Genomic DNA, 18,323 nt, shown 5'->3' with positions numbered 1-18,323 from the left:
CCGTGCTGCACGGGAGGACCGCGGAACTGGCCGCGGTGGGCGACCTGCTGTCCGCTGCCCGCGCCGGCCGCAGCGGCGTGCTCGTGGTCCGCGGCGAAGCGGGCATCGGCAAGTCCGCCCTGCTGTCCCACGCCGCCTCCCAGCCCCGTTCGACCCCGGAATTGTCAGACCCCTCGGGCACAATGAAAACAGGGGACCCCCTGGCGGGTACCCCTGCGCAGCGATCGTCGGACCGGCCCGCTTTCCTGGTCCTGCGCGGCACGGCGGTCGAGTCCGAGTCGGTCGTGCCGTTCGCCGGGCTGAACCTGCTCCTCGGCCCCGTCGTCGACCGCGTCGACAGCCTGCCGCCCAACCAGGCCGCCGCCCTGCGCGCCGCCCTCGGCCTCGCCGCACCCGACGGCGGCGACCACCACCTGGTCGGCCTCGCCGTCCTCACCCTCCTCGCCGACCTGGCCGAGCACCGCCCGGTCCTCTGCCTGGTCGACGACGCCCACTGGCTGGACCAGGGCTCCGCGCACGCCCTGGTCTTCGCCGCGCGCCGCCTCCAAGCCGAAGGCGTCGCGATGCTCTTCGCCGCACGCGACCTGCACGCCCCGCCGTTCCCCGCACCCGGCCTGCCCGAACTGCGGCTCACCGGACTCGCCCCCGAGCACGCCACCGCCCTCCTCGAAGAGCACGCCGCCGACCTGCCGCGCCACGTCCGCGACCGCATCGCCGAAGAAGCCCGCGGCAACCCGTTGGCCCTGCTCGAACTCCCCGCCGCCCAACGCGAAGGCCACCTGCCCGCCGCCCACGCCTACCGCGTCGCCGCCCTGCCCACCCACAGCCGCATCCAGCAGACGTTCGCCGACCGCATCGCCGCCCTCCCCGAACTCACCCGCACCCTCCTCCTGGTCGCCGCCGCCGACGACACCGGCGACCCGGGCGTGGTGTTCCAAGCCGCGAACCTGCTCGGCGCGTCCGTCAACGACCTGGAAGCCGCCGAACAACGCCAACTCCTGCGCGCCGACGACGGCCGGCTGACGTTCCGCCACCCGCTGATCCGCGCCGCCGCCTACCGCGGCGCGCCGCTCAAGCACCGCCTCGCCGTGCACCGGGCGCTGGCCGAAGTCGTGGACGACCCCCACCGCAGCGCGTGGCACCTCGCCGCCGCCACCACCGGACCGGACGAGGACGTCGCACGAGCTCTCGCCCGCACCGCCGAGGACGCCCGCAACCGGGGCGGCTACCTCGCCGTCGCCTCCGCCTTCCACCGCGCCGCCGAGCTCACCCCCGACCCGGTCGAACGCGGCCACCGGCTGGCCGCGGCGGCGGGCGCGGCCGGTGCGGCGGGCCAGTTCGACCGGGCGGTGGAGCTCGCCGACCGGGCGTGGGACCTGGTGGGCAACCCGGTGGACGGCGCGCGGGTTGCTCGCATCCAGGCCAGGTTGGCCAGTGAGCAGGGACGGTCCGGCCAGGCCGCGGCGCAGCTCGCCCGTGCCGTCTCCTGCGCCCGGCACACCGACCGCGAACTGGCGGGGGAGCTGCTGTTCAACGCCGCCAACAACGCGTGGGCCGGCCGTGACTTCGACCTCCTCAGGGACATCGCGGCACGCGCGGGCGACCTGCCCGGTGCCGAGGACACCCGAGCCGTCGTGACAGCCGCGCTGGGGCTGGAGGGCGACGACGTCCCCGGCGGCATGGCCGCGTTGCGCGGGCTGCTGGACTCCCGGTACGTCGGCGGACCGGGCAACGCCGTCACCGCCTGGTGGCACCTGATCCTCGGCGACGACCAAGCCGCCCACGCGTGGGCGTTCGAGCTGGAACGCCAGTCCCGCGCCCAAGGCGCGCTCGGCGTGCTGCCCCGCGCACTGGCCTACCTGGCCCGCGGCCGGCTGCACCTCGGGCAGCACCGCGACGCGCGGGCCACCGCCGAGGAGGGGCTGCGCATCGCCCGCGACATCGGTCAGGAGTTCAGCGTCGGCTTCCTGTCCAGCGTGCTCGCCGAACTGGCCGCCCTCGAAGGCGACGAGGCGCGGTGCGAGGAGCTGGTGGCGACGCTGACCGGCGGCGCGCCCGGGTCCGTGCGGGCCGCGTGCGCGCTGGCACTGCTCGACCTCGGCCTGGGCCGCCACGAGGTTGTGCTCGACCGGCTGGCCGACGTCGCCGCCGGCGCGCACCGCCTCTACTCGATCACCAGCCTGCCCGACCTGGTGGAGGCGGCCGCGCGGCTGGGCCGGCCCGGGATCGCCGAGAACGCCGCCACCTGGTACGACGAGTGGGCGACGGGCACCGGGCAGCCGTGGGCGCGCGCCGTCGCCGCCCGCTGCCGCGCCCTGCTCACCGACGACGAGCGGTCGTTCGCGGAAGCCGTCGAGCTGCACCGCGCGCACGAGGGCCGTCCGTTCGAACGCGCCCGCACCGAGCTGCTGTACGGGGAGTGGCTGCGCCGGGCGCGCCGCAAGGCCGACGCCCGCACGCACCTGCGGTCGGCGCTGGAGAAGTTCGAACGGCTCGGCACGACGCCGTGGGCCGCCCGCGCCCGCACCGAGCTGCGCGCCACCGGCGAGAGCCGCGCCGTGCCGGGCCCCGACCCGCTGGGCGCCCTCACCCCGCAGGAGTTGCAGGTCGTGCGGCTGGCCGCGGCCGGCCTGAGCAACCGGGACATCGGCGCACAGCTGTTCCTGAGCCCGCGCACGGTCGGCTACCACCTCTACAAGGCCTACCCGAAGCTCGGCGTCTCGTCCCGGGTGGAGCTGGCCAAGCTCGCCCTCGCGTAGCCAAATGGTCTAGACCCATTGACAGCACCTCCCGGGCGTACGCACGCTGGACGGCAGCCGCCTTGCCCGAGGAGGGACCCACGGTGACACTCCCAGCGAGGACGGCACGCGCGCTCGCCGTCCTGGTGCTGGTGTTCGGCGCGATCGCCGCCTGGAACACCGCACCCACCCCGGCTTCGGCCGCCGAACCCCTGCAGAGCCTCGTCCCGGTGCCGGTCTCCGTGCAGCCCGCCGCCGGCGTCACGCACACGATCACCGCCGACACCAGGATCCACACCTCACCGGCCGCGCACGGCGTCGGTGACCAGCTCGCCGCCCTGCTGCGCCCGTCGACCGGTTACGCCCTGCCCGTCGCCGACACCACCGGCGTCCCGGCCGACGGCATCACGCTGCTCATCGGCGGCGCGCCCGCGTCCGTCGGCGACCAGGGCTACCAGCTCACGGTCACGTCCGCGGCCGTCCGACTCCGCGCGAACACCCCGGCCGGGCTGTTCGCGGGCGTGCAGACGCTGCGCCAGCTCCTGCCCGCCGAGGTCGAGAGCCGCACCGCCCGGCCGGGCCCGTGGACCGTGCCGGGCGCGACCATCACCGACCACCCGCGGTTCGCGCACCGGGGCGCGATGCTGGACGTGGCGCGGCACTTCCACCCCGTCGCCACCGTCAAGCGGTACATCGACCAGCTCGCGCTCTACAAGGTGAACTACCTCCACCTGCACCTCACCGACGACCAGGGCTGGCGGATCGTGATCGACAGCTGGCCGCGGCTGACCGCGCACGGCGGCAGCACGCAGGTCGGCGGCGGGCCCGGCGGGTACTACACCAAGGCGCAGTACCAGGAGATCGTGGCGTATGCGGCGGCGCGGCACATCACCGTCGTGCCCGAGGTGGACCTGCCCGGCCACACCAACGCGGCGCTGGCGTCCTACGCCGAGCTGAACTGCAACGGCGTGGCACCCGCGTTGCGCACGGACATCGCGGTCGGCTACTCGTCGTTGTGCGTGTCCAAGGACGTCACCTACACGTTCGTGGAGGACGTGATCCGGGAGATCGCGGCGCTGACGCCCGGCCCGTACTTCCACATCGGCGGCGACGAGGCGAACGCGACCACCGACCAGGAGTACCGGACGTTCATGGACCGGGTGCTGCCGCTGGTGGGCAAGTACGGCAAGAAGCCGCTGGGCTGGCACGAGTTCGTCAAGACCACGACCGACACCGGCGCGGTCGCGCAGTACTGGGGGACGACCACGTCCAACGCCGTGGTCCGGAACGCCGCCGCGCGCGGGCAGAAGGTCCTGATGTCACCGGCGAACAAGGCGTACCTGGACATGAAGTACCACTCCGGCACGCCGCTGGGGCTGAGCTGGGCCGGGTTCATCGAGGTCCAGGGCGCCTACGACTGGAACCCCGGCACGCACGTCGACGGTGTGCCCGAGTCCGCCGTGCTCGGCGTGGAAGCTCCACTGTGGACGGAAACGGTCGTGACGCCGGCCCACGTGGACTTCATGGCGTTCCCGCGCCTGCCCGCGATCGCCGAACTGGCCTGGTCGCCGTGGTCGACGCACGACTGGGACGCGTTCCGCCTCCGCCTGGCCGCCCAAGCCCCCCGCTGGACCGCCCTGGGCATCGACTTCTACCGCTCACCCCAGATCCCCTGGACCGCCACCACTCCCACTACTACTACCACCACCACCACCCCATCGGGCACCTGGACCCCGAACCACGCCTACACCGTCGGCAACCAGGTCACCTACAACGGCGTCACCTACCAGTGCCGCCAATCCCACACGTCCCAACCGGGCTGGGAACCTCCCACCACCCCCGCCCTCTGGCAACGCCTCTGACCCGAACGCCGAACTCACCGGTCCCGAGCGTTCGACACTCGGCACCCGAACGTTCGACTCTCGCGAGTGTCGAACGCTCAGGACCCGAGTGTCGAACGCTCAGGACCCCCGAATTCAACGCTCAGGGCGTGACGCGGGCGGCGGAGACGGGGCGTTCGGCCGTGGCGTAGGTGCCGGCGGAGGAGGTGTTCACGCTCCACCGGTAACGGCTGAAGTCGCCGGTCTCGTTGGACGCGTAGAACATCATGTGCCCGTAACCCGCGCCGTCGGTGGACGCGGTGGCGTTGAAGATCCGGTTGTCCGGGAACCGGAAGTAGTTGCCCACCCCGTACACGCCGTGCGGCTCGGACGTGCAGTCCACGACCTCCACCGCGTACTGCGTCTCACCGGCGAAGTTCAGCCCCCGCGTCGGCGCGCGGTAGACGCCCTTGACCGAACGCACCATCACCACGTGACCGGTGTTGGTGTCCTGGTCGTTGCGGTAGTCGATGGCGATCAGGTCACCCGGACGGAGGTCGACCACCCTGGTGACGCGCTCGAAGTGCGGGATGCGCCGCTCCGCGAACGCCGCCCGGTAGTCCCGCGCGAACGGGCTCGCCACCCCGAAGTGCGTGCTGAAGAACCGCGGCGTCGCCCACCGGTACGTGCGCTTGAGCACGGCGGTCAGGAACGACGCGCACTGGCTCTGGTTGACCCACCCGGACGCGTCACCGGGCGAGCCCCACCGGACCACGTTCGGCTGGTCCGGCTCCTTGTAGGTGTTGTTCGCCGGCGGGCACGTCGGCAACGACAGGTAGCCGACGAGCTGCTCGGCTTCCAACAGGTGCGGTGTGGACGGCCGTTGTGGACCCGGCCTCCGGGCCGACGCGGCGGTCGTCCCGGGGGTCGCGGTCGCCGGTGCGGCGAGGGCGGTTCCCCCGGAGAACGATCTGCGCGACAGGTCCATCGTGCGACTCCCCCTTCGATGCGGGCCCGCATACCGTAGTCGAAGGGGGTGGGCCGCACGTGGCGGTTCAGCGCGCGTAGACCAGCAGAACGGTGGTCAGCACGGTGCAGAGGGCCAGCATGGTGGCGATCCCGGTCATCGCCGCGCCGGTCGACAGCAGGACCCGGGTGAGCACGCCGAGCACCCGGCGCAGGAGCTTGGCCAAGCCCATGACCAGCGTCAAGGCGCCGATCATGAGCACTACCACGAGCGGCGTCCACTCGGTGGTGCCGGACGATTGAGCTAACGCGGTGAGCATGGTCATGACGACCCCCGGATGGCTTCCTGGGTGAACTTCACCTAGACTCACTGAAGTTGACTGAACCTCAGTAACATGAGGGTAAGTCCGGGTGTACATAGGTGACAAGAGTCCTATCGGTGGTATCGGGTCGTGACTTTCCCCCGCAATCGTGTATGTTTCACGCTTCAGCTAAAAGCTGAAGTTCACTGAAGGGCGCGCGGACGTGGTCGTTGCGGAGGACCCCCACTCGCTGTCGCACCGCCTGCGGGCGTTGCGCGAACAGCGCTGGCCCGACGTCACGATCACCCAGAGCGACCTGGCCCGGGCTTTCAGCGCGGAGAAGCCCGCCAGCGTGCCGCTGCTGTCGTCCTGGGAGAGCCGCGGCAAGCCCAAGACCCCGCCGCTGCACCGCCTCGCCGCCTACGCCACGTTCTTCGCCACCCGGCGCTCGGTCGCGTCCCGCCCCTACCGGCTGCTCCCGGTCGACGAGCTGACCCCCGACGAGCTGCGCCAACGGGACGAGCTGCTGCGCGAGCTGACCGACCTGCGGGCCGCCGTCGAACGCGAGGACGGCACGACACCCGCCCACGACCGCGCCCACCGCGACTTCTGGTACTTCGACGACCGCTACGACATCACCATCGTCGTCGCCCAGCTCCCGGCCGACATGCGGGCGAAGATGCCGTACTCCGACCCCACGCAGCCGGACTACGTCGAGCTCTACACCTACGCCGACCTCGACGCCCTGATCGAGCTGCACGGCCACATCCGCGCGCTCAACCCCCGCAGCCAGGTCAACTTCCGCATCGCGTCCGACCTGGCCCCCGACGACTACACCACGCACCTCGTGCTGCTCGGCGGAGTCGACTGGAACCTCGTCACCCGCGAGCTGCTGGACCGCGTCGACCTGCCGATCACGCAGGTCGCCCGGCACGACATGGCCGAGGCGGGCGGGTTCGTGGTGCACGCACCCGGGGGCGAGGAGCGCCTCTGCGCGCCCAGGCTCGGCAACCACGGCGGCCACGAGGTCCTGCTGGAGGACGTCGGCCACTTCTACCGCGGCACGAACCCGTTCAACCACAAGCGAACGGTGACGATCTGCAACGGCCAGTACGGCAGGGGCACCCTCGGTGTCGTGCGGGCGCTCACCGACGGCAGGTTCCGCGACCGCAACGCGGAGTACCTGAACCAGCGATTCCCCGGCCTGGCCTCCTACAGCATCCTGACCAGGGTGATGGTGGTGAACGGCCAGGTGGTCACGCCGGACTGGAACCTGCCGGAGAACCGACTCTTCGAATGGCCGGAGGGCCAGAGTTGAACACCCCAGTCGCGGCGCTCGCCACCGCGCCCGCGCACCCCCGGCCGCGAGCACCCCGGTCGCAGAACCACAACGGTTCCCACCGCCACCTGCTGACCAGGGACGCGTTCGCCGTCCCGGCCGGGGTGGACGCGATCATCGTGCCGACCGCGCGACCCACCGCCTACCTGGAGCACGTCGTCGCGCTCGCCAAGCACCACGGCTGCACGCTGGTCGCGCTGTGCAGCCGCCACGCGTCCGCCGACGCCGCCACCGCGCTCGCCGAACGCGCCGGCGTCGAGATCGTCGCCACCGACATCGCCGAGGCGCCCGAGGACGCCGTGCCGGTGTTCGGCACCACGGCGATGCTGCGCGGCGGCCGGTTCGACCGCCGCACCGACACCAGCCTCAAGCGCAACCTCGGCCTGCTGCTCGCGGCGGCGGCCGGGTGGGAGCGGGTCGTCTACGTGGACGACGACGTGGTGATCCCGAACCCCGACGACCTGGGCACGGCGGTCGGCCTGCTGGACACCTTCACCGGCGTCGGCCTGTCCGTCGGCGGCTACCCGGACAACTCGGTGGTCTGCCACGCCTACCGCGAGGCGGGCGGCGACCAGGACACGTTCATCGGCTCGGGCGCGCTGGCGATCGGCCGCGAGTCGTTCACCTCGTTCTTCCCCGACATCTACAACGAGGACTGGTTCTTCCTGCTCAACGACACGGGCCTGTCGCCGTCGGCGGTGACGGGCCTGGCGCTGCAGAAGCCGTACGACCCGTACCGCGACACCACGCGGGCCCGCACCGAGGAGCTCGGCGACTGCCTCGCCGAAGGGCTGTTCGGCCTGCTCGACGGCGGTCGGGGCCTGACCGGGGCCACGGCCGGCTACTGGCGGTGGTTCCTGGGCCAGCGCCGGCGGTTCATCGACGAGGTGATCACCATGGTGGGCGACACCCAGCCGGAAGGGCCCGCGAAGCAGCGGATGGTCGCCGCCCTCAAGGCCGCCCGCGGCCGCAACCGCCTCATCGAGCCGCAGCTCTGCGTGGACTACCTCACGGCCTGGCGCGCCGACCGGGAGGTGTGGCGCGCCCATGTCGAGGAGGTGTCCCGCCGCTACGGCGGCGGGCCGGTGCAGAAGCTGCTGGCCGACCTCGGCCTGCTGCACCGCTACCGCCCGCGCCCCTGACCACCGAAGCGGCGCTTCCCATGTGGCGGAACGCTCAGTCCGCGGCCCGCCGCGCCGGTTAGGCTCGCCTGCTGGGACGTAGACGGTGGGAGGGCGCATGACGAGCACCGATGGTCGGCAGAAGTGGCTGACCGTCGCCGACGAGCTGGCCGCGGCGTTGCGGGTCGACGCGGCGGAGCGCGACCGGCGGGGTGCGGAGCCCGTGGCCGAGGTCGAGGCGTTGCGGCGGTCCGGGCTGCTCACGATCGACGACTGGGCCACGCAGCAGGCCGTGACCAGGGTCGTCGGCGCGGCGGACGCCAACGTCGGCCACCTGCTCGGCTACCACTACCTCCAGGTGTGGCGCAGCGGCCTGTTCGACAACCCGGACCACCGGCCCGGCGACAACACCTCCGGTGCCGATCTCTTCTGGGCGGGGGTCAGCAACCCGCTGGACGCGGCGCTGGAGCTGCGGCCGGTCGACGGCGGCTTCGAGGTCACGGGCCGCAAGACGTTCGCCACCGGCGCGTCGGTGGCCGACCGGCTCGTGGTCAGCGCCACCCACACCGAGACCGGCGCGAAGGTCACCTTCACCCTCGACGCCAAGGCCGACGGCATCACCTACGCCGGCGACTGGGACAACATCGGCCAGCGCCTCACCGCCAGCGGCGGCGTGGTGTTCGACCGCGTGCACGTGCCCGCCGACCAGGTCCTCGGCGCGCACGACGAGACCAGCCCGCGCCTGTCGCTGGCCGCCCTGGGCTTCCAGCTCGTGCTGGCCCAGCTGTACGTGGCGATGGCCGAGGGCGCGTTGGCCGAAGCCGCCCGCTACACCCGCACGACCACCCGGCCGTGGTTCCTCAGCGGCGTCGACAAGGCCACCGCCGACCCGTACATCCTGGGTACGTACGGCGAGCTGGTCGCCGACGCGCAGGCCGCGGGCTTCCTCACCGACCACGCCTCGGACCGGCTGGACCGGGCCTCGCGCCGCGGCGCGGACCTGACCGGCGACGAGCGCGCCGAGACCGCCGCCGCCATCTCGTCGGCCAAGGTGGTCGCCACCAGGGTCGCCAACCAGACCACCAGCCGCGTGTTCGAGCTGTGCGGTGCCCGCGCCACCGCCGCCGGCTACGCGTTCGACCGGTTCTGGCGCAACGCCCGCACGCTCACCCTGCACGACCCCGTGTCGTACAAGGCGCGCGAGCTCGGCGCGTACTACCTGACCGGCGAGCACGCCCCGTTCACCGGGTACAGCTGATGGAGCCGCTGCTCGCGCGCAGCGTGCGCCTGGAAGACGACGGCGTGCACATCCTGGACCGGCGCGACTTCCCGTTCCACAAGACGTGGGTGCGCTGCGGCACGGTCGCCGAGGTCGCCAAGGCCATCGAGGACATGGTCACGCAGTCGTCCGGCCCGTACTTCGCCGCGCTGTGGGGCATGGTGCTGGCCGCCCGCGAAGCCCGCGGCCTGCCGCGCGCCGAGGCCCGCGCCCGGCTCGACCGGGCCGGGCAGCTCCTCGTCGCGACCCGTCCCACCAACAACCACCTGCGCAAAGCCGTAGCCGCGGTGCTGGCCGGCGTCGACGCCTCGGACGACCTCGAAGCGGGCGCGCTCGCCGGCGCGGAGGCGGGCGACGAGCGCTACCGCGGCCGCAGCCGCAGCCTCGGCGCGCACACCGCCGAACTGCTGCCGGACGAGGGCGCGGTGCTCACGCACTGCTGGGCCGACCTCTACCTGACCGAGACCGTCGCCGCAGCCCAGGCCATGGGCAAGCGTTTGCGGTTCGTCTGCACGGAGACCCGCCCATACCTCCAGGGCGCCCGCCTGACCGCGGAGACGCTGGGGGAGATGGGCGTGGACACGACCCTGATCACCGACGGCATGGGCGCGGCCGTGATGTCGACCGGCGACGTGGACGTGCTGCTCACCGCCGCCGACCGCGTCACGATGGACGGGCACGTGGTCAACAAGGTCGGCACGCTCGGCCTCGCGGTCGCCGCGCACGCGTTCGACGTGCCGTTCCTGGCCATGGTGCAGGCGCCGGACCGCCTCGCCCCGACCGCCGCCGACGTGCTGATCGAGCACCGGCCCGGCGACGAGGTGCTGCACACGCTGGGCCGCCGCACGGCCACCGACCGGGCCCGGGGGCTGTACCCGGCGTTCGACGTGACCCCGCCGCGGTTCGTGACGTCGGTGGTGACCGACCGCGGTGCGTACGCTCCGGGCGGGTTGGCCGATTACTACGTTGGGGACGTTCATGACTAAGTGGGTCGTGCTGGACATCGAGGGCACGCTCAGCGCCACCGACCAGGTCCTGGTCACGCTGTACGACTACGCCCGGCCGCGGCTGGGGCCGTGGATCGACGAGCACGGCGACGACCCGGCCGTGGCCGAGGCCGTGGCGCAGATCCGCGAGCTGTCCGGTGTGGACGGTGGCACGGCCGAGCTGGTGGCCGTGCTGCACGGGTGGATGGACGCGGACCGGAAGGCCACGCCGCTCAAGACGTTGCAGGGCCTGATCTGGCAGCGCGGTTACGCGCAGGGCGACCTGGTGGCCGAGTTCTTCCCGGACGTCGTGCCCGCGCTGCGCAAGTGGCACGCCGAGGGCACCAAGCTGGCCGTGTTCTCCTCGGGCTCGGTGGCCGGCCAGGTGGCGTTCTTCGCGCACACCACGGACGGCGACCTCACGTCGCTGTTCGAGTACCACTTCGACACCGTGAACGCGGGCCCGAAGCGGGAAGCCGCGTCCTACCTGAAGATCGCCTCCGTGCTGGGCGCCGGCGACATCACGTTCTACTCCGACGTCCCCGCCGAGCTGCACGCCGCCGCCGAGGCCGGCTGGCGGACCGTCGGCGTGGCGCGCCCGGGTGAGCCCTACGGCGACGCGGACTTCAGCCCGCACGAGACGGTGCGCGCCCTGTGACGCCGGGGGAGGCGCTGGCCGCGGAGTGCGCCCGGTACACCGCGATGGGCTGGATGCGCGGCACGTCCGGCAACCTGTCCGTGGTCGTGGACCGCGACCCGCTGCGGCTCGCGGTCACCGTCAGCGGCAAGGACAAGGGCGAGCTCACGCCCGACGACGTGGTGGTCATCGACGCCGAGGGCCGCACGGACGACTCGGTGCGCGTGCCGTCGGCCGAAGCGGGCCTGCACGGGCGGATCGCGGCGGTGTCCGGCGCGGGCGCGGTGGTCCACGTGCACGCCCTCGCGCCCGTGGTCGCGGCCGAGCACTGGCCCGACGGCGTCGAGCTGAGCGACCTGGAGATGCTCAAGGGCTTCGGCCGGCAGGCGCACGAGACCGTCGTGATCCCGGTCGTGCCGAACAGCCAGGACATGCGGGTGCTCGGCGACGCGTTCGAGGCCGGGTTCCGCGAGGACGTGCCGGCCTTGATTGTCGCCCGGCACGGGGTGTACGTGTGGGGTGACGACCTCTACCAGGCGCGGCACCGGCTGGAGTGCTTGGAGTGGCTGTTGCGCTTCAAGACCGAGACGACCCGGCGCGGGGATTCACCACGAACATGAGGGAGCAGGCGCGATGACGTTGCTGACCGTGTGGTCGGACACCGACCCCGAGACCGCTCTGGTGCGCACCGCCGACCCCGCCGAGATCGCGGTGGAGCTCAAGCAGCTCGGCGTCCGCTACGAGCAGTGGCCGGTCGTCGAGGGCGTGACCAGCGAGAACGCCCTGGAGGTCTACGCCGAGCAGGTCGCCCGGGTGACCGGGACCGAGGGCTACACCGTGGTCGACGCGATGGAGATGACGCCGTCGGACGACCCGGAGTGGCTGGCGTCGGCGGGGCAGGCGCGGCTGAAGTTCCTGGCCGAGCACACCCACGACGACGACGAGGACCGCTTCTTCGCCCGCGGTTCCGGCGTGTTCTACCTGCACGTCGACAAGCGCGTGTACGGGGTGCTGTGCGAGGCGGGCGACCTGCTGAGCGTGCCCGCGAACACCACGCACTGGTTCGACATGGGCACCCGGCCGGACTACGTGTCGATCCGGTTCTTCCACGACGACGACGGCTGGGTGGGCAACTTCACCGGCAGCGAGATCGCCAAGGCGTTCCCGACGTTCGACGCGATCACCGCGGGTCGGCGAGCGAGCTGAGCTCGGCGGCGAGGTTGGCCCGGGCGCGTTCCTCCCACCGCTCGCGCGCGTGCGGGGTGACGTAGAGCGGGTCCTTGCGGGCCAACGAGCGCAGCACCTCGGCCCGCCCGACCCGCCACGCGTCGTCCGGCACGTGCGCGTACTCGGCGCGCACGGCCGCGCGGTAGCGCTCGTAGCCGGCCGGGTCGGAGCCGAGGACGGCCAGGTCGGCGTCCAGGAGCAGGCACGTGAGCGGGTCGGCCGAGGTGTGGTCCGCGGTGGCCAGCACGAGCCCGGCCACCGCGTCCGCCTCGGGCAGGCCGGCGAGCCGTGCCCGGGCCCACCCGGCGCTGCGGCGCTCGTCCTCGCCGGGCTCGCCGTCGTAGATCACGTCGTGCGTCAGTGCGGCGAGGGCCAGCACAGCGCGCTCGCGTGCCGTGCGGCCGTCGGTCTCGGCGAGCACGTCGGCGTCCCGTGCGACGGCCAGCACGTGGTCCGCGTTGTGGTAGCCGCGGTGCGGTTCGGCATACCGTTCGACCAGGTCACCGGGGTCGTTCGCGCCGCCGAGCACGCGGACGGCCGCGTGCCACCGGACCTCCAGCTCATGCACCGGGCAACCTCACCGTGAACGCCGCGCCGCCCTCCGGCGCGGGACCGGCCTCGATCGTCCCACCCAGCCGGGTCACCAGGCCGTGCACCAGGGCGAGCCCGACGCCCGTGCCCACCGGTCGGGAGCGCTCGTACTTGGCGTGCAGCGCTCCCTTGCGGAACGCCACCCGGTAGTCCTCCTCGGACAGCCCCGGACCGCCGTCCCGCACCTGCACCACGTCGTGCAGCGCCAGCACCACCGGCCGGCCGGCGGGCGTCAGGCGCAGCGCGTTCTCCAACAACCCGTCCAGCACCTGCCGCAGCCGCCGCGCGTCCGTGATCCGCACGACCGGCGCGGTCGGCGCCTCCAGCCGGAACTCCACGCCCTTGGCCGCGCACCGCGCCCGCCACACCCCGGCGGCGGCCGACACCACCTCCGCCAGGTCGACCGGCGCGAGGTCCACCCGGAAGTCGTCCGCGCCCAACCGGGCCAGGTCCAGCAGGTCGGTGACCAGCCGGTCGAGCCGGTGCGCCTCCTCGGAGATCGTGCGGCCCACCACCGGCACGTCCGCCCCGGACACCACCCCGTCGGCCAACGACTCGGCGAACCCGGTCACCGCCGTCAACGGCGTGCGCAGCTCGTGCGAGACCGACAGCAGGAACTCCCGCTGCCGGGCCTCGCTGCGCGCCAGCGCGTCGGCCAGCGCGTTCACCGCCCCGCCCACCTCGGCCACCTCCGCCGGCCCCCGCTCCGGTGCACGCAGGTCGCGCCGGCCACCGCTCATGGTCCGCGCGACCGCCGCCGTCCGCCGCAACGGCCGCGCGACCAGCTTGCCCAGCAGCAACCCGGCCACCGCCGCCACCGCCAACCCGACCGCCAACGCGAGCGCGATGGCGCGCAGCAGCTTGCGCCCCGGCCCGTTCCCGATGCCGGCCTCCTGCACCAGCGCCACCCCGGGCCGCACCTCGACCAGCCGCGTCCCCGCGGTGCCCGACCTCATCCCGGCCTCGCGCACCGCCCGCACGGCCCGCGGGTCACCGGCCAACCCGCCGTCCGGTCCGATCAGCACCACGGCGATGCCCTGCCCGCGCAGCACCTCGACCACCCGCAGCCGCCCGGCCCGACCCACGTCGAGCTGCTCCGCCACCACGTCCGCCTGGTCGGCCAACGCCTCGCGGCTCACCTCCCGCGACGCGGTCAGCACCAGCCGTGCCGACACCAACCCGGCCACCACGACCGCCACACCGGCCACCGCCAGGCACAGGGCCGTGATGCGGAACGCGAGGCTCGTCCGCCGGGTCACGACGCCTCGACCGAGTAGCCGACCCCGCGCACGGTCCTGATCGGACTGCGCCCGCCGAGCTTCGCCCGCAACTGCGCCACGTGCACGTCCACCGTCCGCGTGCCCGCCGCCGCCGCGTATCCCCACACCGCGCTCAACAGCTGCTCCCGCGCGAACACCCGCCCGGGGTGCCGCATCAGGTGCGCCAGCAGGTCGAACTCCGTCGACGTCAGCGCCACCTCGTCCGCACCGGCCCACACCCGCCGCCGGTCGCCGTCCAGCTTCACGTCCCCGACCACGCGCACCGCGCTGACCTGCGGCGTCCCCCGGCGCAGGACCGTGCGCACCCGGGCCACCAGCTCCCGCGGGCTGAACGGCTTGGTCACGTAGTCGTCCGCGCCCAGCTCCAGCCCGAGCACCCGGTCCACCTCGTCGTCCCGCGCCGTCACGAACAGCACGGGCGTCCAGTCACCCGCCGCCCGCAACGCCCGGCACACCTCGACCCCGTCCATGCCGGGCAGGCCGACGTCCAGCAGCACGGCCACCGGCCGCAACCGCCGCACCGCGGCCAGCGCCGCGTGCCCGTCAGCCTCCACGTGCGCCCCGAACCCGTCCCGGCGCAGGTACAGGCAGATCAGGTCGGCGATGGCCCGTTCGTCCTCCACGACCAGCACGAGTCCCGGCACGCCGCGCATCGTGGCACGCGCCCGGCCGCGAGCAGGGCAGGACCGTGTTCGGGTTCGGTAAAGGTCTCCAGCCTCCCCGCCGCGGGTGACTTCCGTCGATTCCCAGCGACCTCACATCACGCTTTCGCCTCGGCCTGCACCATGCGAACGGGCTAACGCGATACGCGTCCACGGAGCAGCCCGTTCCGCCGAACGCCACATCGAGCCATGCGGAGACCATGCGCACGACCAGTCGCACCCTGTTCGAAGCAGTACCGTCGCCGCCGTCATCGCCGCCGGCGACCACCGCGCCACCCCCCGAGGATGACGACCTGGCGTTCCTCGCCGCCCCGGAGCTGCGCAGGCTCCTCCGCCGCTGACCGGCCGAACGGGTTACCGACCGGCAACATCACCACCGCGTAACGAATCGACGGCAACCCGCGTCATCTGAATGGGCTATCTCGATAGAGGGACGTCCGGTGTAGTTCCATCCCCCGGTCAGCCCTCGAACCCGCGGAGCAGCACCATGCGCAACACCACCCGCCGTCTTCTCGGAGCAGCCGCCCTGCTCGCCCTGAGCGCCACCGGCCTGCTGGGCGGCACCGCTTCGGCCTCGCCCGGCGACACCCCGCCGCCGGCGGGGGACACGCGCGCCGTCTCGGCCGCCAAGAACCTGGAGTGGGACCACGACGGCGCGTGCGCCAAGGCCGGCCTGACCGGCGAGGCGTTCGACGAGGAGGACGAGCAGGGCGCGCCGACGCTGCCCAGCACCCGGACCGAGACCCACCTCACCATCACCGGTGGTCTCGAGGGCTACACCGTGACCGGTGTCGTGGTGAAGGGCGGCGACGGCTACAACGTCTACACCGCCGGGAAGCTCGGCGAACTCGCCTGGGTCGACCTGCACGCGCCGCTCAACAAGAACGGCAAGCCGGCCGGGATCAGCCACTGGTTCTTCTGCGCGGAGAAGGACGACGCGGTCACCACGACCACGACCGCCCCGGCCTCCACCACCTCCTCAACGCCGGTGACCACCACCGACGAGACCGCCCCGACGACGACCACGACGGACTCGGTCGCCGTCACCCCGACCACCACCTCGGCCCCGGCCGCCGTCGTGGGTGCCGACGACAGTGATTTGGCCAACACCGGCTTCAGCGGCGGCTGGATGCTCGTCGTCGGGCTCGCCCTGGTCGCCGCGGGCGCGGCCTTCGTCGCCTCGCCCAAGCTGCGCACCCTCCTGCGCCGCTGACCCTCGCGCGCCCGCTCCGCACCTGACCGACCGCGCCACCCGATCTACCTCGAACAACACCGACGCGACCCCGCCCGGCCGACGGCCCGACGGGGTCGCGTCGGCCGTTCGCGCCCCCGTCCCCGGCGATCACGCTCCCCGATCGCCGGGAATCAGCGCGCGCACGACCGACTCCCCGGCGACCGGGCCCACGACGCCGGAGGCGGCGTGATCAGGCGCAGCCCAGCCGCGCCTCCCGGAACAGCGCCGTCTACGATCCGATGAGCCGGCGGCGCCACCCACCGGCAATGCCAGAACCAGACAGTGCAGGAGGCACCGTGACGGCCGTAGCCCCGCAGCCGATCGCAACGCGGCCCTTCGGGACTCGCGAGGCGGTCAAGGGTTCGTTCCTGCTGCGGATGTTCCGCACCACGGACCACAAGCAGATCGGGATCATGTACCTGGTCACCTCGTTCGCCTTCTTCATGGTGGGCGGCGCGATGGCCATGCTGATGCGGACCGAGCTGGCCCGACCGGGCATGCAGTTCCTGTCGCAGGAGCAGTTCAACCAGCTGTTCACCATGCACGGCACGGTGATGCTGCTGCTCTACGCGACGCCGATCGTGTTCGGTTTCGCCAACTTCATCCTGCCGCTGCAGATCGGTTCGCCGGACGTGGCGTTCCCGCGGCTGAACGCCTTCTCGTACTGGCTGTACCTGTTCGGCGGCCTGATCGTGATGGCGGGCTTCCTCACGCCGGGCGGCGCGGCCGACTTCGGCTGGTTCGCCTACACCCCGCTGTCCAACGCCATCCACTCGCCCGGCGTCGGCGCCGACCTGTGGATCTCCGGCCTGGTCGTCGGTGGTCTCGGCACCATCCTCGGCGCGGTCAACATGATCACCACCGTGGTCTGCCTGCGGGCGCCCGGCATGACCATGTTCCGCATGCCGATCTTCACCTGGAACATCCTGGTGACGTCCGTGCTGGTGCTGCTGGCGTTCCCGATCCTGACCGCCGCGCTGCTGGGCCTGCTGGCCGACCGCCACCTGGGTGCGCACGTGTTCGACCCCGCCAACGGCGGCGTGATCCTGTGGCAGCACCTGTTCTGGTTCTTCGGCCACCCCGAGGTCTACATCGTCGCGCTGCCGTTCTTCGGCATCGTGTCGGAGATCTTCCCGGTGTTCAGCCGCAAGCCGATCTTCGGCTACAACGGCCTGGTCTACGCGACGCTGGGCATCGCGGCGCTGTCCGTGGCCGTGTGGGCGCACCACATGTACGCCACCGGCGCGGTGCTGCTGCCGTTCTTCGCGTTCATGACGTTCCTGATCGCCGTGCCGACCGGCATCAAGTTCTTCAACTGGATCGGCACGATGTGGAAGGGGCAGCTGACGTTCGAGACCCCGATGCTGTTCAGCATCGGCTTCATCGTCACGTTCCTCTTCGGCGGTCTGTCCGGCATCCTGCTGGCCGCGCCGGCGATCGACTTCCACGTGTCGGACACGTACTTCGTCGTCGCGCACTTCCACTACGTGCTGTACGGCACGATCGTGTTCGCCACCTTCGCGGGCATCTACTTCTGGTTCCCGAAGATCACCGGCCGGATGATGGACGAGCCGCTGGGCAAGCTCCACTTCTGGACCACGTTCCTCGGCTTCCACGCCACGTTCCTGGTGCAGCACTGGCTGGGCAACGAGGGCATGCCGCGCCGGTACGCGGACTACCTGCCCAGCGACGGCTTCACCACGCTGAACACGATCTCCACGATCGGCGCGTACATCCTGGGCGCGTCCACGCTGCCGTTCATCTGGAACGTGTTCAAGAGCTACCGCTACGGCGAGACCGTGAAGGTCGACGACCCGTGGGGCTTCGGCAACTCGCTGGAGTGGGCGACCTCCTGCCCGCCGCCGCGGCACAACTTCACCGAGCTGCCGCGCATCCGCTCGGTGCGCCCGGCGTTCGAGCTGCACTACCCGCACATGATCGAGCGGCTGCACAGCGAGGCGCACGTGACGTTCACCGGCAAGGCGATCGCGCACGAGGACGCCAAGCCCGCGCCGTCCGAGGTGGCCGCCGCGGCTGTGCAATCGGGCACAGCGTCGGAGGACACCGAGAGCGACCACAAGTAACGCTTGTAACCTGAGCGCAGGTTCAACGGCGAGCCCCGACGACCGTTCCCGGTCGTC

At 72.4% G+C, this 18,323-nt stretch carries 17 protein-coding genes; 12 read left to right on the top strand and 5 right to left on the bottom strand.

Going from position 1 to position 18,323, the window contains the following annotated elements:
* Positions 1-2 precede the first annotated feature (2 nt).
* The gene (locus FHX81_RS15595) at positions 3-2,759 is read left to right on the top strand and encodes a helix-turn-helix transcriptional regulator (protein WP_141978857.1); all 2,757 of its coding nucleotides are present in this window, start codon (positions 3-5) and stop codon (positions 2,757-2,759) included.
* Positions 2,760-2,842: 83 nt separating this feature from the next.
* Positions 2,843-4,600, top strand: coding sequence for a family 20 glycosylhydrolase (locus tag FHX81_RS15590; RefSeq protein WP_141978856.1), 1,758 nt, complete (start codon positions 2,843-2,845; stop codon positions 4,598-4,600).
* A 121-nt stretch (positions 4,601-4,721) separates the two neighbouring features.
* Here FHX81_RS15590 and FHX81_RS15585 read toward each other — a convergent pair whose 3' ends face one another.
* Entirely contained in the window at positions 4,722-5,546 is an 825-nt protein-coding gene (locus FHX81_RS15585) for a hypothetical protein (protein ID WP_141978855.1), read from the bottom strand.
* 67 nt (positions 5,547-5,613) lie between these two features.
* The gene (locus FHX81_RS15580) at positions 5,614-5,850 is read right to left on the bottom strand and encodes a hypothetical protein (protein ID WP_141978854.1); all 237 of its coding nucleotides are present in this window, start codon (positions 5,848-5,850) and stop codon (positions 5,614-5,616) included.
* Between the two features lie 199 nt (positions 5,851-6,049).
* On the opposite strand from FHX81_RS15580, the gene FHX81_RS15575 reads away from it, so the two are divergent.
* From FHX81_RS15575 to FHX81_RS15545, 7 genes are all read left to right on the top strand, one after another.
* The gene (locus tag FHX81_RS15575; RefSeq protein ID WP_141978853.1) at positions 6,050-7,144 is read left to right on the top strand and encodes an XRE family transcriptional regulator; all 1,095 of its coding nucleotides are present in this window, start codon (positions 6,050-6,052) and stop codon (positions 7,142-7,144) included.
* On the top strand, positions 7,141-8,307 hold the full coding sequence (locus tag FHX81_RS15570) for a hypothetical protein (protein ID WP_141978852.1): 1,167 nt from the start codon (positions 7,141-7,143) through the stop codon (positions 8,305-8,307). The genes FHX81_RS15575 and FHX81_RS15570 overlap by 4 nt, the downstream gene beginning before the upstream one ends.
* 97 nt (positions 8,308-8,404) lie before the next feature.
* On the top strand, positions 8,405-9,544 hold the full coding sequence (locus tag FHX81_RS15565; RefSeq protein ID WP_141978851.1) for an acyl-CoA dehydrogenase family protein: 1,140 nt from the start codon (positions 8,405-8,407) through the stop codon (positions 9,542-9,544).
* The gene (locus tag FHX81_RS15560; protein WP_141978850.1) at positions 9,544-10,551 is read left to right on the top strand and encodes a s-methyl-5-thioribose-1-phosphate isomerase; all 1,008 of its coding nucleotides are present in this window, start codon (positions 9,544-9,546) and stop codon (positions 10,549-10,551) included. Before FHX81_RS15565 ends, FHX81_RS15560 begins: the two co-directional genes overlap by 1 nt.
* Positions 10,544-11,209, top strand: a complete 666-nt coding sequence (gene mtnC / locus FHX81_RS15555) for an acireductone synthase (protein WP_141978849.1) — start codon at positions 10,544-10,546, stop codon at positions 11,207-11,209. Before FHX81_RS15560 ends, mtnC begins: the two co-directional genes overlap by 8 nt.
* The gene (mtnB, locus tag FHX81_RS15550) at positions 11,206-11,808 is read left to right on the top strand and encodes a methylthioribulose 1-phosphate dehydratase (RefSeq protein WP_141978848.1); all 603 of its coding nucleotides are present in this window, start codon (positions 11,206-11,208) and stop codon (positions 11,806-11,808) included. The genes mtnC and mtnB overlap by 4 nt, the downstream gene beginning before the upstream one ends.
* Before the next feature lie 13 nt (positions 11,809-11,821).
* Positions 11,822-12,394, top strand: a complete 573-nt coding sequence (locus FHX81_RS15545) for a 1,2-dihydroxy-3-keto-5-methylthiopentene dioxygenase (protein ID WP_141978847.1) — start codon at positions 11,822-11,824, stop codon at positions 12,392-12,394.
* Here FHX81_RS15545 and FHX81_RS15540 read toward each other — a convergent pair.
* Genes FHX81_RS15540 through FHX81_RS15530 form a run of 3 tightly spaced genes read right to left on the bottom strand, consistent with a single transcriptional unit; the run spans position 12,369 to position 14,939 of the window.
* On the bottom strand, positions 12,369-12,983 hold the full coding sequence (locus tag FHX81_RS15540) for an HD domain-containing protein (protein WP_246107834.1): 615 nt from the start codon (positions 12,981-12,983) through the stop codon (positions 12,369-12,371). The two genes, FHX81_RS15545 and FHX81_RS15540, sit on opposite strands and share 26 nt — an antisense overlap.
* Entirely contained in the window at positions 12,976-14,265 is a 1,290-nt protein-coding gene (locus FHX81_RS15535) for a HAMP domain-containing sensor histidine kinase (protein ID WP_141978846.1), read from the bottom strand. The genes FHX81_RS15540 and FHX81_RS15535 overlap by 8 nt, the downstream gene beginning before the upstream one ends.
* Positions 14,262-14,939 (bottom strand): response regulator transcription factor, encoded by a 678-nt coding sequence (locus FHX81_RS15530; RefSeq protein ID WP_141978845.1) that lies wholly within the window; start codon positions 14,937-14,939, stop codon positions 14,262-14,264. The genes FHX81_RS15535 and FHX81_RS15530 overlap by 4 nt, the downstream gene beginning before the upstream one ends.
* A 209-nt stretch (positions 14,940-15,148) precedes the next feature.
* On the opposite strand from FHX81_RS15530, the gene FHX81_RS40540 reads away from it, so the two are divergent.
* The 3 genes from FHX81_RS40540 (at position 15,149) to ctaD (ending at position 18,266) form a co-directional block, all read left to right on the top strand.
* Entirely contained in the window at positions 15,149-15,289 is a 141-nt protein-coding gene (locus FHX81_RS40540; RefSeq protein ID WP_170232064.1) for a hypothetical protein, read from the top strand.
* A gap of 146 nt (positions 15,290-15,435) precedes the next feature.
* The gene (locus FHX81_RS15525) at positions 15,436-16,161 is read left to right on the top strand and encodes a hypothetical protein (protein WP_141978844.1); all 726 of its coding nucleotides are present in this window, start codon (positions 15,436-15,438) and stop codon (positions 16,159-16,161) included.
* Between the two features lie 317 nt (positions 16,162-16,478).
* A complete protein-coding gene (gene ctaD / locus FHX81_RS15520) occupies positions 16,479-18,266 on the top strand; it encodes an aa3-type cytochrome oxidase subunit I (protein WP_141978843.1) in 1,788 nt (595 codons plus the stop codon).
* The last annotated feature ends 57 nt before the right edge of the window (positions 18,267-18,323 follow it).

The sequence above is a fragment of the Saccharothrix saharensis genome, from assembly GCF_006716745.1.
In the GTDB taxonomy this organism is placed as follows: Bacteria; Actinomycetota; Actinomycetes; order Mycobacteriales; family Pseudonocardiaceae; genus Actinosynnema; species Actinosynnema saharense.
Note: the sequence above shows the minus strand (reverse complement) of the source record. Positions and strands in the feature narration are given on the sequence as shown.

What these genes read in the sequence shown, in the direction of transcription:
- mtnC (WP_141978849.1), top strand. Translation starts at nt 10,544, where the DNA reads ATGACTAAGTGGGTCGTGCTGGACATCGAGGGCACGCTCAGCGCCACC.
- FHX81_RS15560 (WP_141978850.1), top strand. Translation starts at nt 9,544, where the DNA reads ATGGAGCCGCTGCTCGCGCGCAGCGTGCGCCTGGAAGACGACGGCGTG.
- FHX81_RS15580 (WP_141978854.1), bottom strand. Translation starts at nt 5,850, where the DNA reads ATGACCATGCTCACCGCGTTAGCTCAATCGTCCGGCACCACCGAGTGG.
- FHX81_RS15525 (WP_141978844.1), top strand. Translation starts at nt 15,436, where the DNA reads ATGCGCAACACCACCCGCCGTCTTCTCGGAGCAGCCGCCCTGCTCGCC.
- FHX81_RS15565 (WP_141978851.1), top strand. Translation starts at nt 8,405, where the DNA reads ATGACGAGCACCGATGGTCGGCAGAAGTGGCTGACCGTCGCCGACGAG.
- FHX81_RS40540 (WP_170232064.1), top strand. Translation starts at nt 15,149, where the DNA reads ATGCGCACGACCAGTCGCACCCTGTTCGAAGCAGTACCGTCGCCGCCG.
- FHX81_RS15585 (WP_141978855.1), bottom strand. Translation starts at nt 5,546, where the DNA reads ATGGACCTGTCGCGCAGATCGTTCTCCGGGGGAACCGCCCTCGCCGCA.
- FHX81_RS15530 (WP_141978845.1), bottom strand. Translation starts at nt 14,939, where the DNA reads ATGCGCGGCGTGCCGGGACTCGTGCTGGTCGTGGAGGACGAACGGGCC.
- FHX81_RS15545 (WP_141978847.1), top strand. Translation starts at nt 11,822, where the DNA reads ATGACGTTGCTGACCGTGTGGTCGGACACCGACCCCGAGACCGCTCTG.